Annotated in this window: 16 protein-coding genes; 7 read left to right on the top strand and 9 right to left on the bottom strand. The window is 69.8% G+C overall.

What is annotated here, in order from left to right:
- Positions 1-82: 82 nt before the first annotated feature.
- From RKD23_RS23270 to RKD23_RS23255, 4 genes are all read right to left on the bottom strand, one after another.
- Positions 83-601 (bottom strand): cupin domain-containing protein, encoded by a 519-nt coding sequence (locus RKD23_RS23270; protein ID WP_424855425.1) that lies wholly within the window; start codon positions 599-601, stop codon positions 83-85.
- A 395-nt stretch (positions 602-996) separates the two neighbouring features.
- Positions 997-1,758, bottom strand: a complete 762-nt coding sequence (locus RKD23_RS23265; protein ID WP_424855424.1) for an anti-sigma factor family protein — start codon at positions 1,756-1,758, stop codon at positions 997-999.
- Between the two features lie 50 nt (positions 1,759-1,808).
- Entirely contained in the window at positions 1,809-2,390 is a 582-nt protein-coding gene (locus RKD23_RS23260) for a sigma-70 family RNA polymerase sigma factor (RefSeq protein ID WP_399642039.1), read from the bottom strand.
- 229 nt (positions 2,391-2,619) lie between these two features.
- Complete coding sequence (locus RKD23_RS23255; protein WP_424855423.1) at positions 2,620-3,219, bottom strand: CGNR zinc finger domain-containing protein; 600 nt, start codon at positions 3,217-3,219, stop codon at positions 2,620-2,622.
- 255 nt (positions 3,220-3,474) lie between these two features.
- Between RKD23_RS23255 and RKD23_RS23250 the strand changes: the two genes are divergently transcribed.
- The 7 genes from RKD23_RS23250 (at position 3,475) to RKD23_RS23220 (ending at position 9,256) form a co-directional block, all read left to right on the top strand.
- Positions 3,475-4,014: a DUF1772 domain-containing protein gene (locus RKD23_RS23250; protein WP_424855422.1), complete on the top strand. Its 540-nt coding sequence runs from the start codon at positions 3,475-3,477 to the stop codon at positions 4,012-4,014.
- A 97-nt stretch (positions 4,015-4,111) separates the two neighbouring features.
- Complete coding sequence (locus RKD23_RS23245; protein ID WP_424855421.1) at positions 4,112-4,765, top strand: hypothetical protein; 654 nt, start codon at positions 4,112-4,114, stop codon at positions 4,763-4,765.
- A 5-nt stretch (positions 4,766-4,770) separates the two neighbouring features.
- Positions 4,771-5,787 carry a hypothetical protein gene (locus RKD23_RS23240; RefSeq protein ID WP_424855420.1) on the top strand — a complete coding sequence of 339 codons (1,017 nt, stop codon included), beginning with the start codon at positions 4,771-4,773 and terminating at the stop codon, positions 5,785-5,787.
- Positions 5,788-6,309: 522 nt separating this feature from the next.
- The gene (locus RKD23_RS23235; RefSeq protein WP_424855419.1) at positions 6,310-6,633 is read left to right on the top strand and encodes a hypothetical protein; all 324 of its coding nucleotides are present in this window, start codon (positions 6,310-6,312) and stop codon (positions 6,631-6,633) included.
- On the top strand, positions 6,630-7,847 hold the full coding sequence (locus RKD23_RS23230; protein ID WP_424855418.1) for a hypothetical protein: 1,218 nt from the start codon (positions 6,630-6,632) through the stop codon (positions 7,845-7,847). The genes RKD23_RS23235 and RKD23_RS23230 overlap by 4 nt, the downstream gene beginning before the upstream one ends.
- 87 nt (positions 7,848-7,934) lie before the next feature.
- Positions 7,935-8,582 (top strand): hypothetical protein, encoded by a 648-nt coding sequence (locus tag RKD23_RS23225; protein ID WP_424855417.1) that lies wholly within the window; start codon positions 7,935-7,937, stop codon positions 8,580-8,582.
- Positions 8,579-9,256 (top strand): hypothetical protein, encoded by a 678-nt coding sequence (locus RKD23_RS23220; protein WP_424855416.1) that lies wholly within the window; start codon positions 8,579-8,581, stop codon positions 9,254-9,256. The genes RKD23_RS23225 and RKD23_RS23220 overlap by 4 nt, the downstream gene beginning before the upstream one ends.
- A gap of 20 nt (positions 9,257-9,276) precedes the next feature.
- On the opposite strand, the gene RKD23_RS23215 is transcribed toward RKD23_RS23220, so the two are convergent.
- The 5 genes from RKD23_RS23215 to RKD23_RS23195 form a co-directional block, all read right to left on the bottom strand.
- Complete coding sequence (locus RKD23_RS23215; RefSeq protein WP_424855415.1) at positions 9,277-10,428, bottom strand: uroporphyrinogen-III synthase; 1,152 nt, start codon at positions 10,426-10,428, stop codon at positions 9,277-9,279.
- Positions 10,429-10,735: 307 nt separating this feature from the next.
- The gene (locus RKD23_RS23210) at positions 10,736-12,133 is read right to left on the bottom strand and encodes a nitrate/nitrite transporter (RefSeq protein WP_424855414.1); all 1,398 of its coding nucleotides are present in this window, start codon (positions 12,131-12,133) and stop codon (positions 10,736-10,738) included.
- 156 nt (positions 12,134-12,289) lie between these two features.
- Positions 12,290-13,177 (bottom strand): hypothetical protein, encoded by an 888-nt coding sequence (locus tag RKD23_RS23205; RefSeq protein WP_424855413.1) that lies wholly within the window; start codon positions 13,175-13,177, stop codon positions 12,290-12,292.
- Between the two features lie 79 nt (positions 13,178-13,256).
- On the bottom strand, positions 13,257-13,907 hold the full coding sequence (locus tag RKD23_RS23200; RefSeq protein ID WP_424855412.1) for a hypothetical protein: 651 nt from the start codon (positions 13,905-13,907) through the stop codon (positions 13,257-13,259).
- A 1,106-nt stretch (positions 13,908-15,013) separates the two neighbouring features.
- Entirely contained in the window at positions 15,014-16,360 is a 1,347-nt protein-coding gene (locus RKD23_RS23195) for an acyltransferase family protein (protein ID WP_424855411.1), read from the bottom strand.
- Position 16,361: the final 1 nt, after the last annotated feature.

Below are 16,361 nucleotides of genomic sequence, written 5' to 3'. Positions count from 1 at the left end.
ACCGCCGACGAACTCGTACAGGCCGGGCCGGCCGCGGAGTGGCCATGGCAGTGGGGAGCGGAAGTCCTGCGCGAGCCCCGAACTACTCCTCCCCGGGCTCGAAGTCCTCCAGGAAGTAGCTGTCGTGCCGTATGCGGAACTGCTTGAGCTCCTCGCCACCGCGCTGCGCCACCTCCGCGACCCGCTCGAAGTACTCCTCGCGCGGGGCGCCCGGGGAGAAGAGCATGAGCATGGACATGGGCTCGTCGGTCACGTTCTTGAAGGCGTGCAGGCCGCCGACCGGTACGTACAGGAAGTCGCCCGCGCGGCCCGTGACCCACTTCTCGCCGTTGTACAGCTCCAGTGCGCCGGAGAGGATGTAGAAGGACTCCGACATCGCCTTGTGGAAGTGGGTCTTGGCCCCGGCGGACCGTGCACCCAGGTCCACCTTGTACAGGCCGAATTCGCCGCCGGTCGACGCGTTGGTGGCGAGGTAGTGGGTGGAGGCGCCGGGTGAGGAGATGTCCGGTGGGCTGTCGGCCGGGCGGAAGACCGCGTTCACCTCGCCCTTGTCGCGGTGGTAGCGGTCTTCCGGGTACGCGGGGTATTCCGGGTACGACATGATGCGCTCCTCTTGGCAGGTTCCACCGGCATGGTGGCTCCCGCGTGCAGGAGGGGGCATCGGGCTTGCGGATGATCTTGGGTCGGCCCGGGCCGAGGGCTGGGGACCTAGTACTGCAGTTGGTGGGCCGTAGGGGCCGCCGCCCCGCCCCGGAAGGCACCCGGGCCGGGCCGGGCCGAGCCACGGCAGCCGGGCGCCTGACTTGAGTACGGGCCCGTCCGCCGGGGCCCACCGGTGTCCCGGCGGGCCCGAACGCGGGGGCCCGGCGCGGGCACCACTCGCGCCCCACGCCGCCCGGAGGGGCCTGGGGCCTGGGGCCTGGGGTCGGCACCGGACACGGCTCGGCGCCCCACGCCCTGGGGGCCGTAGGACCAGGACGGGTCCGGCGGACAGCCCTACGCGTCCACCTCCACCAGCCGCTTGCCGTCGAAGGTCATCACCTCGAAGTGGTCGATCTCGTTCGGGGCGAAGGCCGCGCCGCCGTGGACGTAGAGCGGCTGGCGGGCCTGTTCGGCGGCGGAGTCCGGGATGCCGTAGCCCCAGTTGGGGACGGACCAGGAGGTCACCGTCTCGCGCTCGCCGTTCTTGCCGACGGCGATCAGGGAGCACTTCTCGGGCCCCTTGACGTTCGTCAGCTCCAGCACGGCATGCGTGCCCCAGGCCTTCTTCTCCAGTGCGACCGTGGCACTGACCTGGGTGGCGGGGTCGGTGGCCCGCACCTTGTCGTGCATGACGTCGAAGGCCTCCTTGGCGGGGCTCGACGGATGCGCCTCGACCTTGGTGCCGGTGTCGCCGCCGGAGGCCGCGACGGCGACGAGCGGCCCGCCGATGATCAGCGCGGCCGCTGCGGCGACGAGATAGAACCCGCGCCGTCGCTTACGGGCCCGCCGCTCGGCGACCTCGTCGACCAGCCGCTCCACCAGCCGCGGGCTCGGCCGGGCGGACAACGACTCCCCGACCGCGGGCGTGCCGGTACCCGGCAGGTCGGCCAGCGCCGCCAGCATCGGCTCCATCCCGGCCAGTTCGTCGAGCTGCTGCGCGCACCACTCGCAGGTCGCGAGGTGAGCCTCGAAAGCGGTTGCTTCGACGTCGTCGAGAATCCCGAGGGCGTAGGCGCCGACGGTCTCGTGCTCGTTCGGGCCCTGTGATCCCTGCATGGGTCCAGGATGTCCGGATCCGCCCGGGCCGAATCCTCCGTAGCTGCTCATCACGCCGTCACCCCCCGCTCCTCAAGTGCCAGCTTCATCGAACGCAGGGCGTAGAACACCCGGGACCGGACCGTGCCACTGGGTATCCCCAGGGTCTGCGCCGCCTCATTGACGGTACGCCCTTTGAAGTACGTCTCGACGAGCACTTCCCGATGGGCGGGCGTCAGGTCGTCGAGAGCATCGGACAACGTCATCAACCACAGTGCCTTGTCGATCTCGTCCTCCGCGGGGATGACCTCCAGCGGCGACGGATCGACCTCCTGCGGCCGGGCCTGCCGGCTGCGGTGGCCGTCGATGACGATGCGGCGCGCGACCGTCACCAGCCAGGGGCGTACCGAACCGGTCGCCCGATTGAGCTGACCGGCGTTCTTCCAGGCACGGATGAGCGTCTCCTGCACGACGTCCTCGGCCCGCTGCCGGTCTCCCGCGACCAGCCGCAGCACATAGGCCAGGAGGGGTCCGGCGTGCTCCTGATACAGCGCGCGCATCAGCTCCTCGTCGGGCTCCGAGGGCTGGGACATGCGATGTCGGGCCCTCGTTCCACGTTCCTTGGCCACGGCCGCATCCTTGCGCACGCCCACCTCCGGTGTCCGGGGGATCCCCCAGTCGGTCGCTCGACGACGGGTACGGACGGGGGGCTGCGGGTGTTCAAAGGGAAGCGACAGTTTTCTGCGGGGTCATGTCACGAGTGGTGACATGGAGGCACATTCCCTCCCGGGTTTCCGCGATTTTCCTTCACAGGTCGAGGAGTTGGGAGGGAAGGAGATCCTCGGACGAGCGCGTCATGCGTCATGCGTCATGCGTCATGCGTCAGGCACGAGCGAGGGCGGCGGCACGGCGCCGATGCCGGGCGACCCGCTCCCGGTTCCCGCACACCTCACTGGAACACCAGCGCCTACGACGTCCCCGGGACGTGTCGACGTACACGAGAAGGCAGTTGTCCCCCGCACACCGCCGCAGCGCGGCCCGCGCCACAGGATCGGTGAGCAGCTCCACGGCATCCCGCGCGACCGCCCCGAGCAGCGCGGCACACTCCGGCTGTCCGTCCAGCGCCCGTACGAGGCTGCCGTCGGCTGCGCGTACGACGCCGGGGGCGGGAGGCGAGGGCCGGGCGAGGTCGTTGAGCCGCACCAGCACGGCATCGTGCACGGGCCGTGCGTCGAGCTGCCCCTCCACCAACGCCCCGACGACGCCGCGCAGTTCCCGGAACTCTCCCACCCACCCGATATCCGCATGCCCCAGCGGTGTGCCCACCGGCACGAGCCCACTGCCCACGATCCACGCCCGCAGCACCTCCGGCGAGCCCAGCCGGTCGCCGGGATGCCCGGTCGCCAGCAGGTCGAGACAGACGCGCCCGGCGTCGAACCGCAGCTCGTACGGGACGGTGGGTGTACCCGGTACCGAGGTCATGTGCCTGTCACCGCCTAGCGGTTGAAACACGGTGGGGAAGGTGCGGAAGGTTCCCAGCAAGGTGCCAGGGAGGTCCCAGGAGGGCCCCAGGAGGGCCCCAGGAGGGTCCCAGGAGGGCCCCAGGAGGGTCCCAGGAAGGTTCCTCACCACAGTGCCTGCCCGCGTACGGCGGCGATACCCCTCCGTGGACGCGCGCGTATGGAACAGCGCGCCTGAACGATGTCGCTCGGGAGGCGGGCCCAGTTGACTGAAGCCATGAACACGAACCGAAGAGGAACGACCACGAACCGCACGACCGCCACCATGATCCTGGGCGCGGCCACCGTCACCACAGGCCTGATGGCCGGCACGTTCTTCATCTTCGCCTGCGCCGTGATGCCCGCCCTGTCCCGCAGCGACGACCGCGTCTTCGTCCAGGTCATGCGCGACATCAACGACGTCATCCAGAACCCCCTGTTCCTCTCCGCCTTCATGGGCGCCCTCCTGCTCTGCGCCCTCGCCGCCTGGCAGTCCCGCACCGCCCCCCACCGCTGGTGGACCTGGACCGCCTGCGCCGCCTACGCCCTCACCTTCCTCCTCACCATGGCCGGAAACATCCCCCTCAACGACCAACTCGCCTCCACCACCGCCTCCGCCACCTCGGCCCGCGAGCACTTCGAGGACGCGTGGGTGGCTTGGAACGCGGCTCGGGCGGTGCTGTCGACTGTGGCGTTGGCGCTGCTGACGGGGGCACTTCTGAGGCGAGGCCGACCTGCGCCGGCCAGGTCGGCTGACGCGGACGCGGCGACCGTGTGACCACACCCCTGGACGACGGCAGTACGCCTGGTGTCACTCCAGCCCCGTCGATAACGTGGGTCCGCTCGTGAGGATCTCGCCCCACCGGGAGTTGAACGTGAACCGCCGCCCCATCGTGCTCGCAGCCGCACTGACGGCCGTCGCGGCCCTGTCGCTGTCCGCATGCAGCAGTAGCGATGACAGATCCAAGGCGAACGACAAGATCGCAGGCGCGGACACGGCGCCCGAGCAGTCGGCGTCACCGACTGCATCCGCCTCTGCAGGCGTCAAGCGCCCTGAGATCAGGCTGCCTTCGGATGTCACGTACAAGTTCGAGTGGAACAAGACGGGCGACCCGTCCAAGGACGCGGCGCTCAACGACGCCGAGCAGCGGATCAAGGCCGTGGACATGGCCATCGCCGAACAGGACCCTCTGCACGCGGCGTACCGCTTCTACTCCGAGGGTACGGCCGCGGCCGGGAGCCAGCAGTACATCCAGGACTTCGTCGACCACAAGGCCCGCACCACCGGTGTGACCCGCTACTACAACGAGAGCCTGACGGTGAAGGACGACGGCACCGCGGCCCTCGTGTACTGCGAGGACCAGAGCAAGGTCTTCAACAAGTTCCTGGAGACCGGCAAGACAGACGTGACGCCGGTGACGAAGGACAGCTACGTCATCTATGCCAGCACCCTGCGCAAGAACGACAACGGCGTCTGGGTCACCGAGCGGCTGGAATCGCAGAGGGGGAGCGACAAGTGCCAACCTTGACCAGAATGAACCGGCTGCTCCTCGCTTCCGGACTCACCGCTGTGTCTCTGGCTGTCGCCGGCCCCGCTCATGCCGAGAAGGGATTCGGAGGCAGCACGGACGGCCAGACGGAGCAGCGTGCCGACACCGGTGGGGACGGCACCGTCTCCGTCACTGTCGGCGGCGTCGTCTTCGACCGCTCGAAGAACGGCGGTGGCGCGTCCGCGGGCGCACTGACGTCAAGCACCTCCTGGACGCCCCCACCCTGCTGGTACGCCCCGAAGTACACCCCCGAGCAGTTGCAGAAGTACCTGGAACCGATCTGGGGTGCCGAATCCACCGGATACGAGTGGGATGCCGCCCAACGCAAGAAGTACCTGAACGAAGAGAACCACTCCAAGGACTTCAACAAGGACAAAACCGGCAAGGGGTACTGGTGGGGCTCGTACGTCAACGAGGACTACCCGCCAGGCTGGGACTCCTGCGACAAGGACTACTTCTGGGTGGACGAGGGAAGCGTTCCGCCCGCCGACATCGAAAACGCCGTCACTCCCGAGATCCTCGCCGAACTCGCCTACGCGGAGATTCGCGTCCCTGGCACCGAGGTCACTCTGGCTCCTGCGAACACGACCAAGGTCAACCTCCCGACCTGGGCCTGGCTGGACACGGCCGACTTCAAGCCCGTCTCCGTAACCGCCTCCGTCCCGGTACTCGGTATCCAGGCGACCGCCACGGCGGAGCCGCGCTCTCTGCGGATCGACCCTGGCACCACGGATGCCGAGACCTACCCGTCGTCCGGCGTTTGCGAGATCGCCGACGGTCACATCGGTGAGCCATACGCCAGAGGCAAGGCCGGCGAAACCCCACCCTGCGGCGTCCGTTACCTTCGCTCCTCGGGCAACGGCTCCTACCCCCTACGGGCGACCATCACCTGGCAGATCACCTGGACCGGCACCGGCGGAGCGGGCGGCGACCTCCCCGACGGCACGTTCGGCGCCACCCAGGACGTCGTCGTCCAGGAGATCCAGGCCATCAACCGCTGACGGGGACCGCCGCTACGGTGCGAATGCTTCCCACGTGCCTTACCAGAGTCCCTGTGCCCCGCCGCCGGCCCCACCCCGCACCCGCCTGCACTGCCGTAACAGCGACCTTGTTCCTCCTCGCAAGCTGCGGCGGCGGGAAGCAGGTCTCTGACGCCAGCAACAAGATCGCGGGGGCGGCCACCGCCCCGAACTCGCCGCCCTCAACCGCAACGGCCACATCGGACGACACGAACCGGCCGAGGATCACGCTCCCGTCGGACCTCACGTACACCTTCGAGTGGTCGAAGACGAGGGCTGACGTCTCAGCGGGGGCGCAAGGTATGCCTGCCGTGAGCACCGGGGCGACCGGCGACGATGGCGACATCGCAGCGCCATGTTGTCGCGCCCGGTACCCACGGCGAGGGCAGGCGGTCAACCGCTGATGGACGCAGCCGTCACGAACGCGAAAGGACGTCGTTCCCTCTAGCGGTGCACGTGCGTGCGCCCGAGGTGTGCTGAACCGGCAGAGGGGAACAAGGGCGCATGGCGCAGCGACTGGCCGTGGACGGCGACGAACTCACGAGCTTCATGAAGTCGCTGTCCAGATCGACCAGTTCACTACGAGGTGTCCGTAAGGCCCTGTCCGACGCGACGATCAGCGGTCTGGGTACGGACGATCTCGACTCGGCGTGTGAGCAGTTCCAGGAGGACTGGAAGTACGGCGCCGAGGAGATCGGCAAGCAGACAGAGGACCTCGCCGAGATCATCGGAAAGAGCAAGAACAGCTATCGCGAAGTCGACAAGGCGCTGGAAGAGGCGCTGAAGAAAGCCAGGGACCGGGCGGCGAAAACCGGAGCGAACCGGTGACGCTCATTCAGGACGTGAAGTCGACGTCCTCCTGCCCGCACCTGGGGTTCAACCCCACTCCCGGCGACACAGACTCGGTCCGTACGCTCCACCGGAAGCTCTTCGCGTGCGCCAAGGTGCTCCAGGACACCCACGACCTGGTCACACGGCTCCTCGACGGCAGCTACTGGAAGGGCGACGCGGCCGTCGCCTTCCGCGAGCAACTCGACGGCGGCCCGCTGCCTCTGAACCTGAAGAACGCAGCACACTCCGTCCGCAAGGCCGCCCGCCAGTTGGAGCGCTGGGAAGGGGAACTCGACGACTTCCAGCGTCGCGCCAAGGGGCTGGAGCAGGAGGCCGAGGACGCGCGCGATGCGGTGGACCGGGCGAAGGGGCGCGCTGCCAAGACCGAGGCGGGCGACGACTCCGCGGTCGAGGAGGCTGAGGCCGCCCTGGAGCGCATCCGGCATCGGGCGCGGCTGCTCGCGAAGGAACACGAGGACAAGGCCCGCCATCGGGCCGGCAAGATCCGCGATGCCACAAAGAAACTCGCCCCTCATGAACCGGGTTGGTTCGACGAGGCCCTCGACTGGCTTGCCGACAACCTCCCCGACATCCTCAGCTTCACCGCCGGCGTCATCGGCGTCGTCGCCCTCCTCTTCGCCGGCCCGCTGGGCATGGCGATGGTCGCTGCACTGATGCTGGCGGGGTCGGCGTTGAGCGCTACGGCGCTGACTCTGCGCATTTCCGATGCCGAGACGCTCGAATCTCTGATGGACGGCTTTACGACGGGCGAGCTCGACGCCGATTTCTGGAGCAATTTCATCTCGGTGGGAGCAGACGCGGTGTCTGCACTCCCAGGACTTGGTGCTGTGGCCAAGGGCGTCCAGATGGGGGCTCGGGCTGCCGGCCACACCACCGAAACACTCAGCCTCGGCCAAAAACTGGCTGTCTATGGAACCAAGACGATGGACGAGGCCAAGAGCGTCGCCGGGCTGGAGAACGCCCTGATCGCTGGAGCGGTACGCGGTGCCGACAACCCCACATCTGCGGCCAATGCGGTGTCAGCTGCCTCAGGCATCGCGGGAGTGGGTACAGCCGGCTTCGGTCTCTACAACAAGGCCACAGACGCCAAGGACAGCAAGTACAAGGACGGAACCGTTGCAGGCATTGACGGAACACGCCTGCTATTGGACAGCGGAGGCATTTGGAACCTCGCGCAGCACCTCCGTTGATGCCTTGGAAGAGGAAGACCGATGAACCACGATGACTGCCCGACGGCTTGGGACCACCCCGACACTCGATGGGCTTGGACCAGACACATGGCCCTGAGCGCTGCGGGCCTCCTCGCTTGGCCTGCGAGCTTCGTGGGCCTGCTGTACGTCCTGGTCGTATTTCTGTCTCCTGCTTTCAGCCCGCTCTTCGCCCTGCTCCTCTGTTATTCCACTTACCGCTCGTTCGTCCAGCTGCACCACGTCGGCTCCGCCCTCAACGCGATCCGAGTTCTCCAGACGTACCCCTGGAGGACCCTCCATGACACCGCCCGCAGTCTCGGTGACCACCCGGAAGCCGAGGCGAAAGGGATGTGGATCGAGTTCCCGCTCCCTCAAGGAGACACGGAAACGGGAGTCCCCCTCGTCTTCGTCAAGCACTACCGCTCCCTGTGGTGGCTGAGGCGCATCGGAGGCCCGCGGACGAAGCCGGAGCTGAAAGCGCAGTTGGACACACTCTGGTTCGCGGGCGACCCCCGCTTCCTCGGTGTCGTGGCCGTGCCTGCGAAGAACGGAGCCTCGCCCCGGCGCCTGCACTTCCTCTACCAGCCGTCCGCCTTCGACAGCAGGGCCGCCCGCAGGCACTGGGAGGACGTCACTCCGTACGACGCGGAGCGCGCCCGCCGGGCCGGAGCACGTCTTCCCGAGTCAGCGTCCGATGCCCCTGAAACTCCGCTTCTCCCCGGGCAGGCGCCATGAGCTCTCCCGCCATCGTCCTCGACGACTCGGTCGACGACCCCCAGGCCGAGCTCTGGTTCGCCGAGCCTCCCGGCTTCACCCCGCTGCCTCTCGACGCGCTCCTCCCCGCCCTCGACTCCACCAGGGCCGACGCGCTGCGGGAGGCCGTAGGACCGCTTCTCGACGCGCTCTCAGGAGAGATGGCGCGGCAGCAGTTCGTGGCCCGTTTCGCGGCGGGGCAGCAGCTTCTCGGGGCACTGTGTGAGTCGGGCACCGTCTACTGCGCGGTCGGATTTCACCGTGACGACGTGGAGGGGCACCGGCGCGAGCCGCTGCTGTCCCTGCTCACCATCACCTGGCGAGACACCGCCGTCGCCCCGCGGGGCGTGACGGCCGCCCGTGCGGTGACCGGCAGGGAGGGGCACACGCACCTCGACTACGGCGAACTGGCCTGCGGGCCCGCCGCGTTCAGTGAGACGACCCGCACGCCGGGGCAGGACAGCGGGTTGCCGCCGTACCCCCTCCTGCAGTTCCACGTGCACCTACCGCACCCGGACTGCCGGCGCCTGGCTGTCCTCACGCTCAGTACGACCGCCACGGCCCGGCGAAAGGAGTACCGGGCCGTCGTACGACAGATCGCCGAATCCGTCAGCTTCGAGGATCCGCGGTCCGGGCATCCACGCCGGCCTGCGTGACACAGACCCGCCGATCCCCCTCACGCATCCGCATACTTCGCATCCGCCGCCGGATCCAACGCCAGCCGATACCCCCGCTTCACCACCGTCTGGATCAGCTTCGGTGCGCCGAGGGCCGTGCGGAGGCGGGCCATGGCGGTTTCCACGGCGTGTTCGTCGCGGCCGGCGCCGGGGAGGGCGCGGAGGAGGTCTGCTCGGGCGACGACCCAGCCGGGGCGGCGGGAGAGGGCGCGGAGCAGGGACATGCCTGCGGGTGGGACGGGGCGGAGGGTGCCGTCGACCAGGACGGCGTGGCCGCGGATCTCGACCTGGTGGCCGGCGATGGGCAGGGAGCGGGCGCGGGCGGGGAGTTCCTGGCAGAGGAGCTGGACGAGGGGGCCGAGGCGGAAGCGGTCGGGCTGGACCGTTTCGACGCCGAGGGCCTGGAGAGGGATGGCCGTGACCGGGCCGACGCAGGCCGGCAGCACGTCGTGGTTGAGGGCCGAGAGGAGTTCCGGCAGCAGGCCCCGCTCCTCGGCGCGCGACAGAAGGGACGCCGCCGCAGGGGCGCTGGTGAAGGTCACCGCGTCCACGCCCCGGGTCACAGCCGCGTCTAGGAGGCGGTCGACGGGCGCGATGTCCTCCGGCGGCATCCAGCGGTACACGGGGACGCCGACGACCTCGGCGCCGCCGGCCTTCAGCGCCTCCACGAAGCCGGGGAGCGGCTCGCCGTGCAGCTGAATGGCGATACGGCGGCCGTCCACGCCCTCCGCGAGGAGCCGGTCGAGGACCTCCGCCATCGACTCCGACTCCGGCGACCACTCCTCCGTGAGCCCCGCCGCGCGGATCGCGCCCTTGACCTTCGGGCCGCGGGCGAGCAGCTCGACGCCGCGCAGCCGGTCCAGGAGGGTCTCGCCGAGGCCCCAGCCGTCGGCGGCCTCGATCCAGCCGCGGAAGCCGATGGCCGTCGTGGCGACCACCACATCAGGGACGCGGTCGATGAGTTCCTTGGTCGCGGCGAGCAGATCACCGTCGTCCGCCAGCGGCACGATCCGCAGGGCGGGCGCGCGCAGGACCGAGGCGCCGCGGCGCTGGAGCAGCGCCCCGAGCTCCTCGGCGCGGCGCGCGGCCGTCACCCCGACGGTGAAACCGGCGAGGGGTCCATGCTCCGGCGACTGCTGTTCGTCGTACATAACTCTCGTCCCGCACTCTTCGAGTCAGCGGGGCCTGGGGCCTGTCGTTCGGATCAGCCCGGCGTCGCGGGGTCTGGCACGCACATCTGCGGCGTTGTCGTCGGTTGCCGACGCTCCGCGTCGACGCCCTCCTCGGCCTTGCAGCTGCACGCACCAGACCCTGCTCGACCCGGCTGAGACACACGGTCCTTCTCAGCCGACCTGATCCGAACGACAGGCCCCAGCGGACCCCTTTGCACCTACATGCGGCCGAGCCTGTCAACGGCGCGTGACAGGCTCGGTTCCGCTTGATTGCGCCGGTGTTACGTCACACCTCGGCGTAGCTGAGCTCGGGCTTCGCCTCGGCAGCGGCCGTGGAGCCGCGTCCTGCCGCCGGGCGGCGAAGGTATACGGCCCAGGTCACCACGAAGCAGGCGCCGTAGAAGGCGAGGAAGGCGAGGAACGCTCCCGTGCCCGTGCCGGCGGTCTGGAAGGACTGGCGGAAGGCGAGGTTGATCCCGAGTCCGCCGAGCGCTCCGATCGCGCCGATGAGCCCCATGGACGCCCCGGACAGTCGCCGGCCGTACGCCGCGGCCTCCTCACCCGTGAGGCCCTGCGCGAGCGCCTTGGCCTGGAAGATGCCGGGGATCATCTTGAACGTCGAACCGTTGCCGAGCCCGCTCAGCACGAACAGGGCGATGAAGGCCGTGGTGAACAGCGGCAGCGACTCCTGCTCGCTCGCCAGCAGGACCACCGCGGTGGCGGCGGCCATGGCCACGTAGTTCCACAGGGAGATCTTCGCGCCGCCGTAGCGGTCGGCGAGCCGGCCGCCGATGGGGCGGATCAGGGAGCCGAGCAGCGGGCCGATGAAGGTGACGTACGCGGCCTGCAGCGGCGTACGGCCGAACTGCGTCTGCAGCACCAGCCCGAAGGCGAAGCTGTAGCCGATGAAGGAGCCGAAGGTGCCGATGTAGAGGAAGGCCATGATCCAGGTGTGGCCCTCCTTCACCGCGTCTTTGGCCGCGCCGGTGTCGTTCTTCACGCTGGAGAGGTTGTCCATGTACATCGCGGCCAGGACGGCGGCGACGACGATCAGCGGGATGTAGATCCCCAGCAGCACCCGCGGTCCGCCGCTCGCGCCGATCACCGCGAGGCCGATCAGCTGCATGACGGGCACACCGATGTTGCCGCCGCCGGCGTTCAGGCCGAGCGCCCAGCCCTTCTTCCTCAGCGGGAAGAAGGCGTTGATGTTGGTCATGGAGGACGCGAAGTTGCCGCCTCCGACACCGGTGAGGAGCGCGCAGATCAGGAAGGTGGAGTACGACGTCCCCGGCTCCATGACGATGAACGCGGCCACCGCCGGGATCAGCAGCAGGCTCGCCGATACGATCGTCCAGTTCCGGCCACCGAAGAGCGCGACGGCGAAGGTGTAGGGGACGCGGACGATCGCGCCGACCAGCGTCGCCATGGACACCAGCAGGAACTTGTCCGCCGGGGTCAGCCCGTACTCCGGGCCCATGAACAGCACCATCACCGACCACAGGGTCCAGATCGAGAACCCGATGTGCTCGGAGAGGACGGAGAAGGCGAGGTTCCGGCGGGCGACCTTCCAGCCGGTGTCCTCCCAGAAGACCTCGTCCTCCGGGTCCCACCGCTCGATCCAGCGGCCGCCCCTGGCAGTGGTGGCGGTGGCGGGGGGTGAGGGGGTCGTACCTGATGCTGTCATGAACGCCTCCACGTGCTCCGGGGCTCAGGTGTGGCTGGGAGTGGCTGAGTCCCGAAGGTAGGGAGGGCGCGTTTCCTGTCTGTGGCTACGAGTGACCGGTAAGGAACTTTGCTCTCACCCGGGGGAAGGGGCGGATGAGAGGTCCCGGGCATGGGCTCAGGTGCGGGGCGGCTGCCAGTGGGGGTTCTGCTGGGGGTACGGCTGGGGGTGGTGGGCCGGCTGTGAATGCTGAGGTTGCGGGGGTACGGGGCCGTAGGGGCCGGGGGTGTAGGGCCCAGGTGCGTGGGGTCCGGGTGCCTGGGGCCCGACGGCATGGGGCCCGACGGCATGGGGCCCGACGGCGTGAGGCCCGGCGGCATACGGCTGCGAGACGCCCGGGGCGTACGGCGTCTGCGGCGGCACCCCAGGAGCCGTCCCGCCCGCGAACGGGTTCCCGTGCCCCGGCAGCTGCCCGCCCGGCGGCACGTAGCGCAGCCGCCCCGTCTCGTCGCGCACCTGCGTGAAGCCGGCGGCCTGGAGGAGGGCGGCCTGCCTGGCGTTGTCGCGGCGGGAGTAGGCGAGGCCGAGCGGGAGCAGGCCCAGTCCGGCGGCGCACAGGACTCCGGCGACGACGAACGCCGTGGTGTCGGTGCCGAGCTCGAAGACGAGGCCCACGCAGGCGAGCGGGATGCCGATCGCCGCGAGCCGGATGCGCTGCTTCTCCGCGTGCCGCCCGGAGATGTCGAACTTGATCCGCGCCTTCAGCAGGTCCACCGCGTTCGGCACGAGCGGAGGCAGGGACACCCCGTCCCCGGCGTTCGGATACTGCGCCCAGTTCTGCGCGGCCCGCGCCCGCCCCTGCGGGGAGTGGTCGGGCACCAGCAGCATCGTGTACTCGCTGTTGTGCTGCCCGCCCTGCCGTACGTCCGCGTACTCGTACCCGAACTGCTGGGCGACATAAGCGAATCGAGCGAGCTTCTTCACGGATGCCATGGGACTGCGCACCGTGACGGGTTGCCCGGTCGCCATCTGCCCCAGCATCTTGCGGACTTGCCGCTTCTTCATCCACCCGCTCCTCGTCGGCATCGCTGTTCACAGGCGCAACGGGGGAAGCTTTCCATATGCGCTCCGCCGAAGCATCCCCCTACGGCCGGCACCGGGCGGCTCCCCGCGCCGAGAGGACCTGGGAGGTCTGCCAGACGCCGTCGGCGTTCTTGTCCAGGCTGGTGTTGTAGAGGACGTAGCTGTTCTCGGTGACCGGTGTCCTCGCGACCTCGCCGGTCTTCTTGTCCTTGCTGAAGCCCTTGCCCTCGTCGGCGCAGAAGGTGAGGGTCGCGGAGTTCTGGCCCTTGAGGGTGACCTCGCGGTCGTAGTAGCGCACCTCACCGGTGATCGTGGCCCCGGCGTCCTTGAACTGCGCGACCCAGGAGAGTGCGGCCTCCAGGGCCTTGCCGGTGTTGTAGTAGCCGATCGCCTCGCCCTTGGGGTCGGTACCGGTGATCGCGGCGTCGACGGCCCGCATACGCTCCGCGCTGTCCGCCAGGACGGCGTCCTTGACCGGGTCGCCGGTCCGCCCGTCCTCGAAGACCAGCTTCAGGTCCGACGGGAGGGTGATCTCCGGCCGGTTCGTGACCGCTTTCGTGGGCGACGGCGACGGGCTCACGTCGGTGTTCACGCCCGCTCTGTTGTCGTCTGCCTTGGAGGCGTCGCTCCCTCCGCCGCAGCCCGTCAAGACGAGCAGCACCGCTGTTACGGCGGTCAGGGCAGGAACGTGTCGAAGCCGACGGCAGGTCACAGGAGCTCCTGGTGGGGCATGTGGGGTCCGGGAGGCAACCCACACGGTAGCGAGGCTCGCATGGGGCCGCACCAGGGCGAAATGTCCTCGCATGCCTCCGAGTTGACGCGGTCAGAGGGCGTAGAGCGAGGGACCGAAGCCTTCGCGGCCCCGTCCTTCAGCGCGTCAGCGTGTACCAGCCGGCCACCACGACGAGCAGCGTCGCCACCGCCGTGCACGCGGCAGCCATGAGACGAACGCCACGGCGCGTGGCCCCGGATGCCGGGCTGTCGTGGGGCCCGGCCCAAGGTGAGGTGCGCCGGGTCGCCTCCGGCGGCACGGGAGGGGACGGCGTACGCGATCCGGGGACCAGCGCGTGAGGTTCGCTGGGCAGTTCCGCAGGCGTAGGCGTCCCGTAGCCGGCCGCGAAGGGTGAGCCGAAGGGGGACTCGCGATACGCCGGCGGGGACGGTGGCCGGTCAGCGCCGGACGAGTCGGCGCCCAGAGGCGGGCCGGGGGGCGGCGGGCCGGCGTCCGAAGGCCGGCCAGGTGTCCGGAAACCACCGTCACCCCCGGGCCGCCCGAGCGCCGAGGGCTCGCCCTCGCCCTCAGGTCGACCGAGCGGCGACGCCTTGCCATCACCCGCAGCCCGTTCGAGCGTCGACAGGCTGCCCTCCCCGGGCCCCCGAGGCACAGCCGAGTCACCGCCTTCGGGCCGACGGGACGGCGGCAGGGCTTCGTCGAGAGCCCCGCCAAGTGACGGGAGGCCGGTGTCCCCTGCCCGGCCGGCCGACGGAAGGCTGGAGTCCGTCCCCCTGCCAGGCGGCGGGCCACTCACCGACGCCTCACCAGACAGCGGAAGCCCGGACCCCGAAGCCCCGCCGGCCGGCGGAAGTCCGGAGCTCGAAGCCCCGCCGACCGGCGGAAGTCCGGACCCCGAAACCCCGCCCGGCAGCGGAAGCCCGGTCACCGATGCCCCACCGGCCGGCGCAAGCCCCGTGTCCGAAGCCCCGCCGCACAGCGGAAACCCGGCCGCCCCCTCGCCGACCCCAAGGTCATCCGATGCTTTCGCGGATGCATGTCCGGCGCCCTTCGAGGTCACGTCCCCCGGCTCCCCCATCCCCAGGTCAGACCGATGCGCGGCGGCGGCGTGAAGAACCGCGGGTGTCGCCGGCCGGTGGCGTCGGGCCGCCGGAGGCGCCTCGGCGGGAGGTGGGCCGGGCCGCTCCGTTCGGCCAGAGGCGGGGCGGGCGTTTGGCCGCCAGGTCCTCGATCCAGCCGAAGGCGAGGACGGCGAGGCCGATCAGGGGCCAGACCAGGCAGAACATCCAGATCATGTACGTGGAGTCGAGCGCGGCCACCGCACGGTCGCTCTGCATGAAGGGCAGCTCGTAGACCGGGTCGATGATCGGGATCGTGGCCATGATGAGCATGTTGTGCCAGAGGTAGATCGTCACGGCCCGGTTGTTGGAGAGGGTGACGAGCTTGTCCCACTTGGCGAGGCGGCCGGGGAGTTCCTGCCAGGACGGGGAGTACTGGAGCAGGATGACGACGAAACCGAAGGACCAGGTGGCCTGGGCCAGCGGGATGTCGTTGAGGTCCCAGCCGTCAGGGCCGAGATGGCCCGAGGCCCACCACAGGCCGAAGGCCATCAGCAGACCCGCGCAGGAGATCGCGACATAGCGCGGAATCTGCTTGAGCAGACCCTCCTGGTGGGCGAAGCCCAGCACCCAGCAACCGCCGTAGACCGCGAAGTCGGTCACCGCGTTGCCCGTCTCGCCCGGGATCGTGACCAGGCCGGTGCCGACCACCGCGGTCAGCGCCAGCGGCGCGAACACCGTCGCCCACGGCACGCGGCGGAACGCCCACAGCAGCAGCGGCGACGCCACCACGAACCACAGATACGCCCGCAGGTACCACAGCGGGCCCGCCGCCTGCACGGCCCAGGTGTCCTCCAGCAGCCCCGACTTGGAGCCGATGTGCCAGGGGAACGGCGGGGCGCCGATCGGGACGATGTAGTTGACCAGTTCGAGGAGCGCCCAGGTGGGGCCGTCCTCCGTGTTCTTGGTCGGGTTCCAGCCACCCGCGAACATCAGCGCCAGCACCACCGCGCTGAACGCCCACAGCGGAGGCAGCAGCCTGCGCACCCGGCCCCGGATCACGCCCCAGGCCGGGCGGCTCAGCGAGCGCGCCATCAGCGAGCCCGCCAGCGCGAACATCACGCCCATGGACGGGAACAGCACCGTCAGCCACGCCCAGCCGAAGAGGTGGTACACCACCACACGGACCAGGGCGATGGAGCGCAGCAGGTCCAGGTAGCGGTCACGCCCGGGAGCCTTCTTGGGGGCAACGGCCGCCGGCTCCGGTGCCGGTGCCGGCGCCGCGTCCGTCGTCCGCTGGTGCGGGACGCCGTACGGGTCGTACGCCCCCGGCGCCCCGTCGTTCGAGCCGTACGAACCGTACGAACCCTGCATT

It is taken from the genome of Streptomyces sp. SAI-170 (assembly GCF_049739565.1).
Taxonomy (GTDB): domain Bacteria; phylum Actinomycetota; class Actinomycetes; order Streptomycetales; family Streptomycetaceae; genus Streptomyces.
This window is presented reverse-complemented; position numbering and strand designations above follow the sequence as displayed.

Bases quoted from the DNA above. Each gene is read 5' to 3' on its own strand.
- RKD23_RS23270 (WP_424855425.1), bottom strand. From the start codon at position 601: ATGTCGTACCCGGAATACCCCGCGTACCCGGAAGACCGCTACCACCGC.
- RKD23_RS23195 (WP_424855411.1), bottom strand. From the start codon at position 16,360: ATGCAGGGTTCGTACGGTTCGTACGGCTCGAACGACGGGGCGCCGGGG.
- RKD23_RS23240 (WP_424855420.1), top strand. From the start codon at position 4,771: ATGAACCGGCTGCTCCTCGCTTCCGGACTCACCGCTGTGTCTCTGGCT.
- RKD23_RS23210 (WP_424855414.1), bottom strand. From the start codon at position 12,133: ATGACAGCATCAGGTACGACCCCCTCACCCCCCGCCACCGCCACCACT.
- RKD23_RS23255 (WP_424855423.1), bottom strand. From the start codon at position 3,219: ATGACCTCGGTACCGGGTACACCCACCGTCCCGTACGAGCTGCGGTTC.
- RKD23_RS23215 (WP_424855415.1), bottom strand. From the start codon at position 10,428: ATGTACGACGAACAGCAGTCGCCGGAGCATGGACCCCTCGCCGGTTTC.
- RKD23_RS23250 (WP_424855422.1), top strand. From the start codon at position 3,475: ATGAACACGAACCGAAGAGGAACGACCACGAACCGCACGACCGCCACC.
- RKD23_RS23235 (WP_424855419.1), top strand. From the start codon at position 6,310: ATGGCGCAGCGACTGGCCGTGGACGGCGACGAACTCACGAGCTTCATG.
- RKD23_RS23220 (WP_424855416.1), top strand. From the start codon at position 8,579: ATGAGCTCTCCCGCCATCGTCCTCGACGACTCGGTCGACGACCCCCAG.
- RKD23_RS23205 (WP_424855413.1), bottom strand. From the start codon at position 13,177: ATGAAGAAGCGGCAAGTCCGCAAGATGCTGGGGCAGATGGCGACCGGG.
- RKD23_RS23225 (WP_424855417.1), top strand. From the start codon at position 7,935: ATGGCCCTGAGCGCTGCGGGCCTCCTCGCTTGGCCTGCGAGCTTCGTG.
- RKD23_RS23265 (WP_424855424.1), bottom strand. From the start codon at position 1,758: ATGCAGGGATCACAGGGCCCGAACGAGCACGAGACCGTCGGCGCCTAC.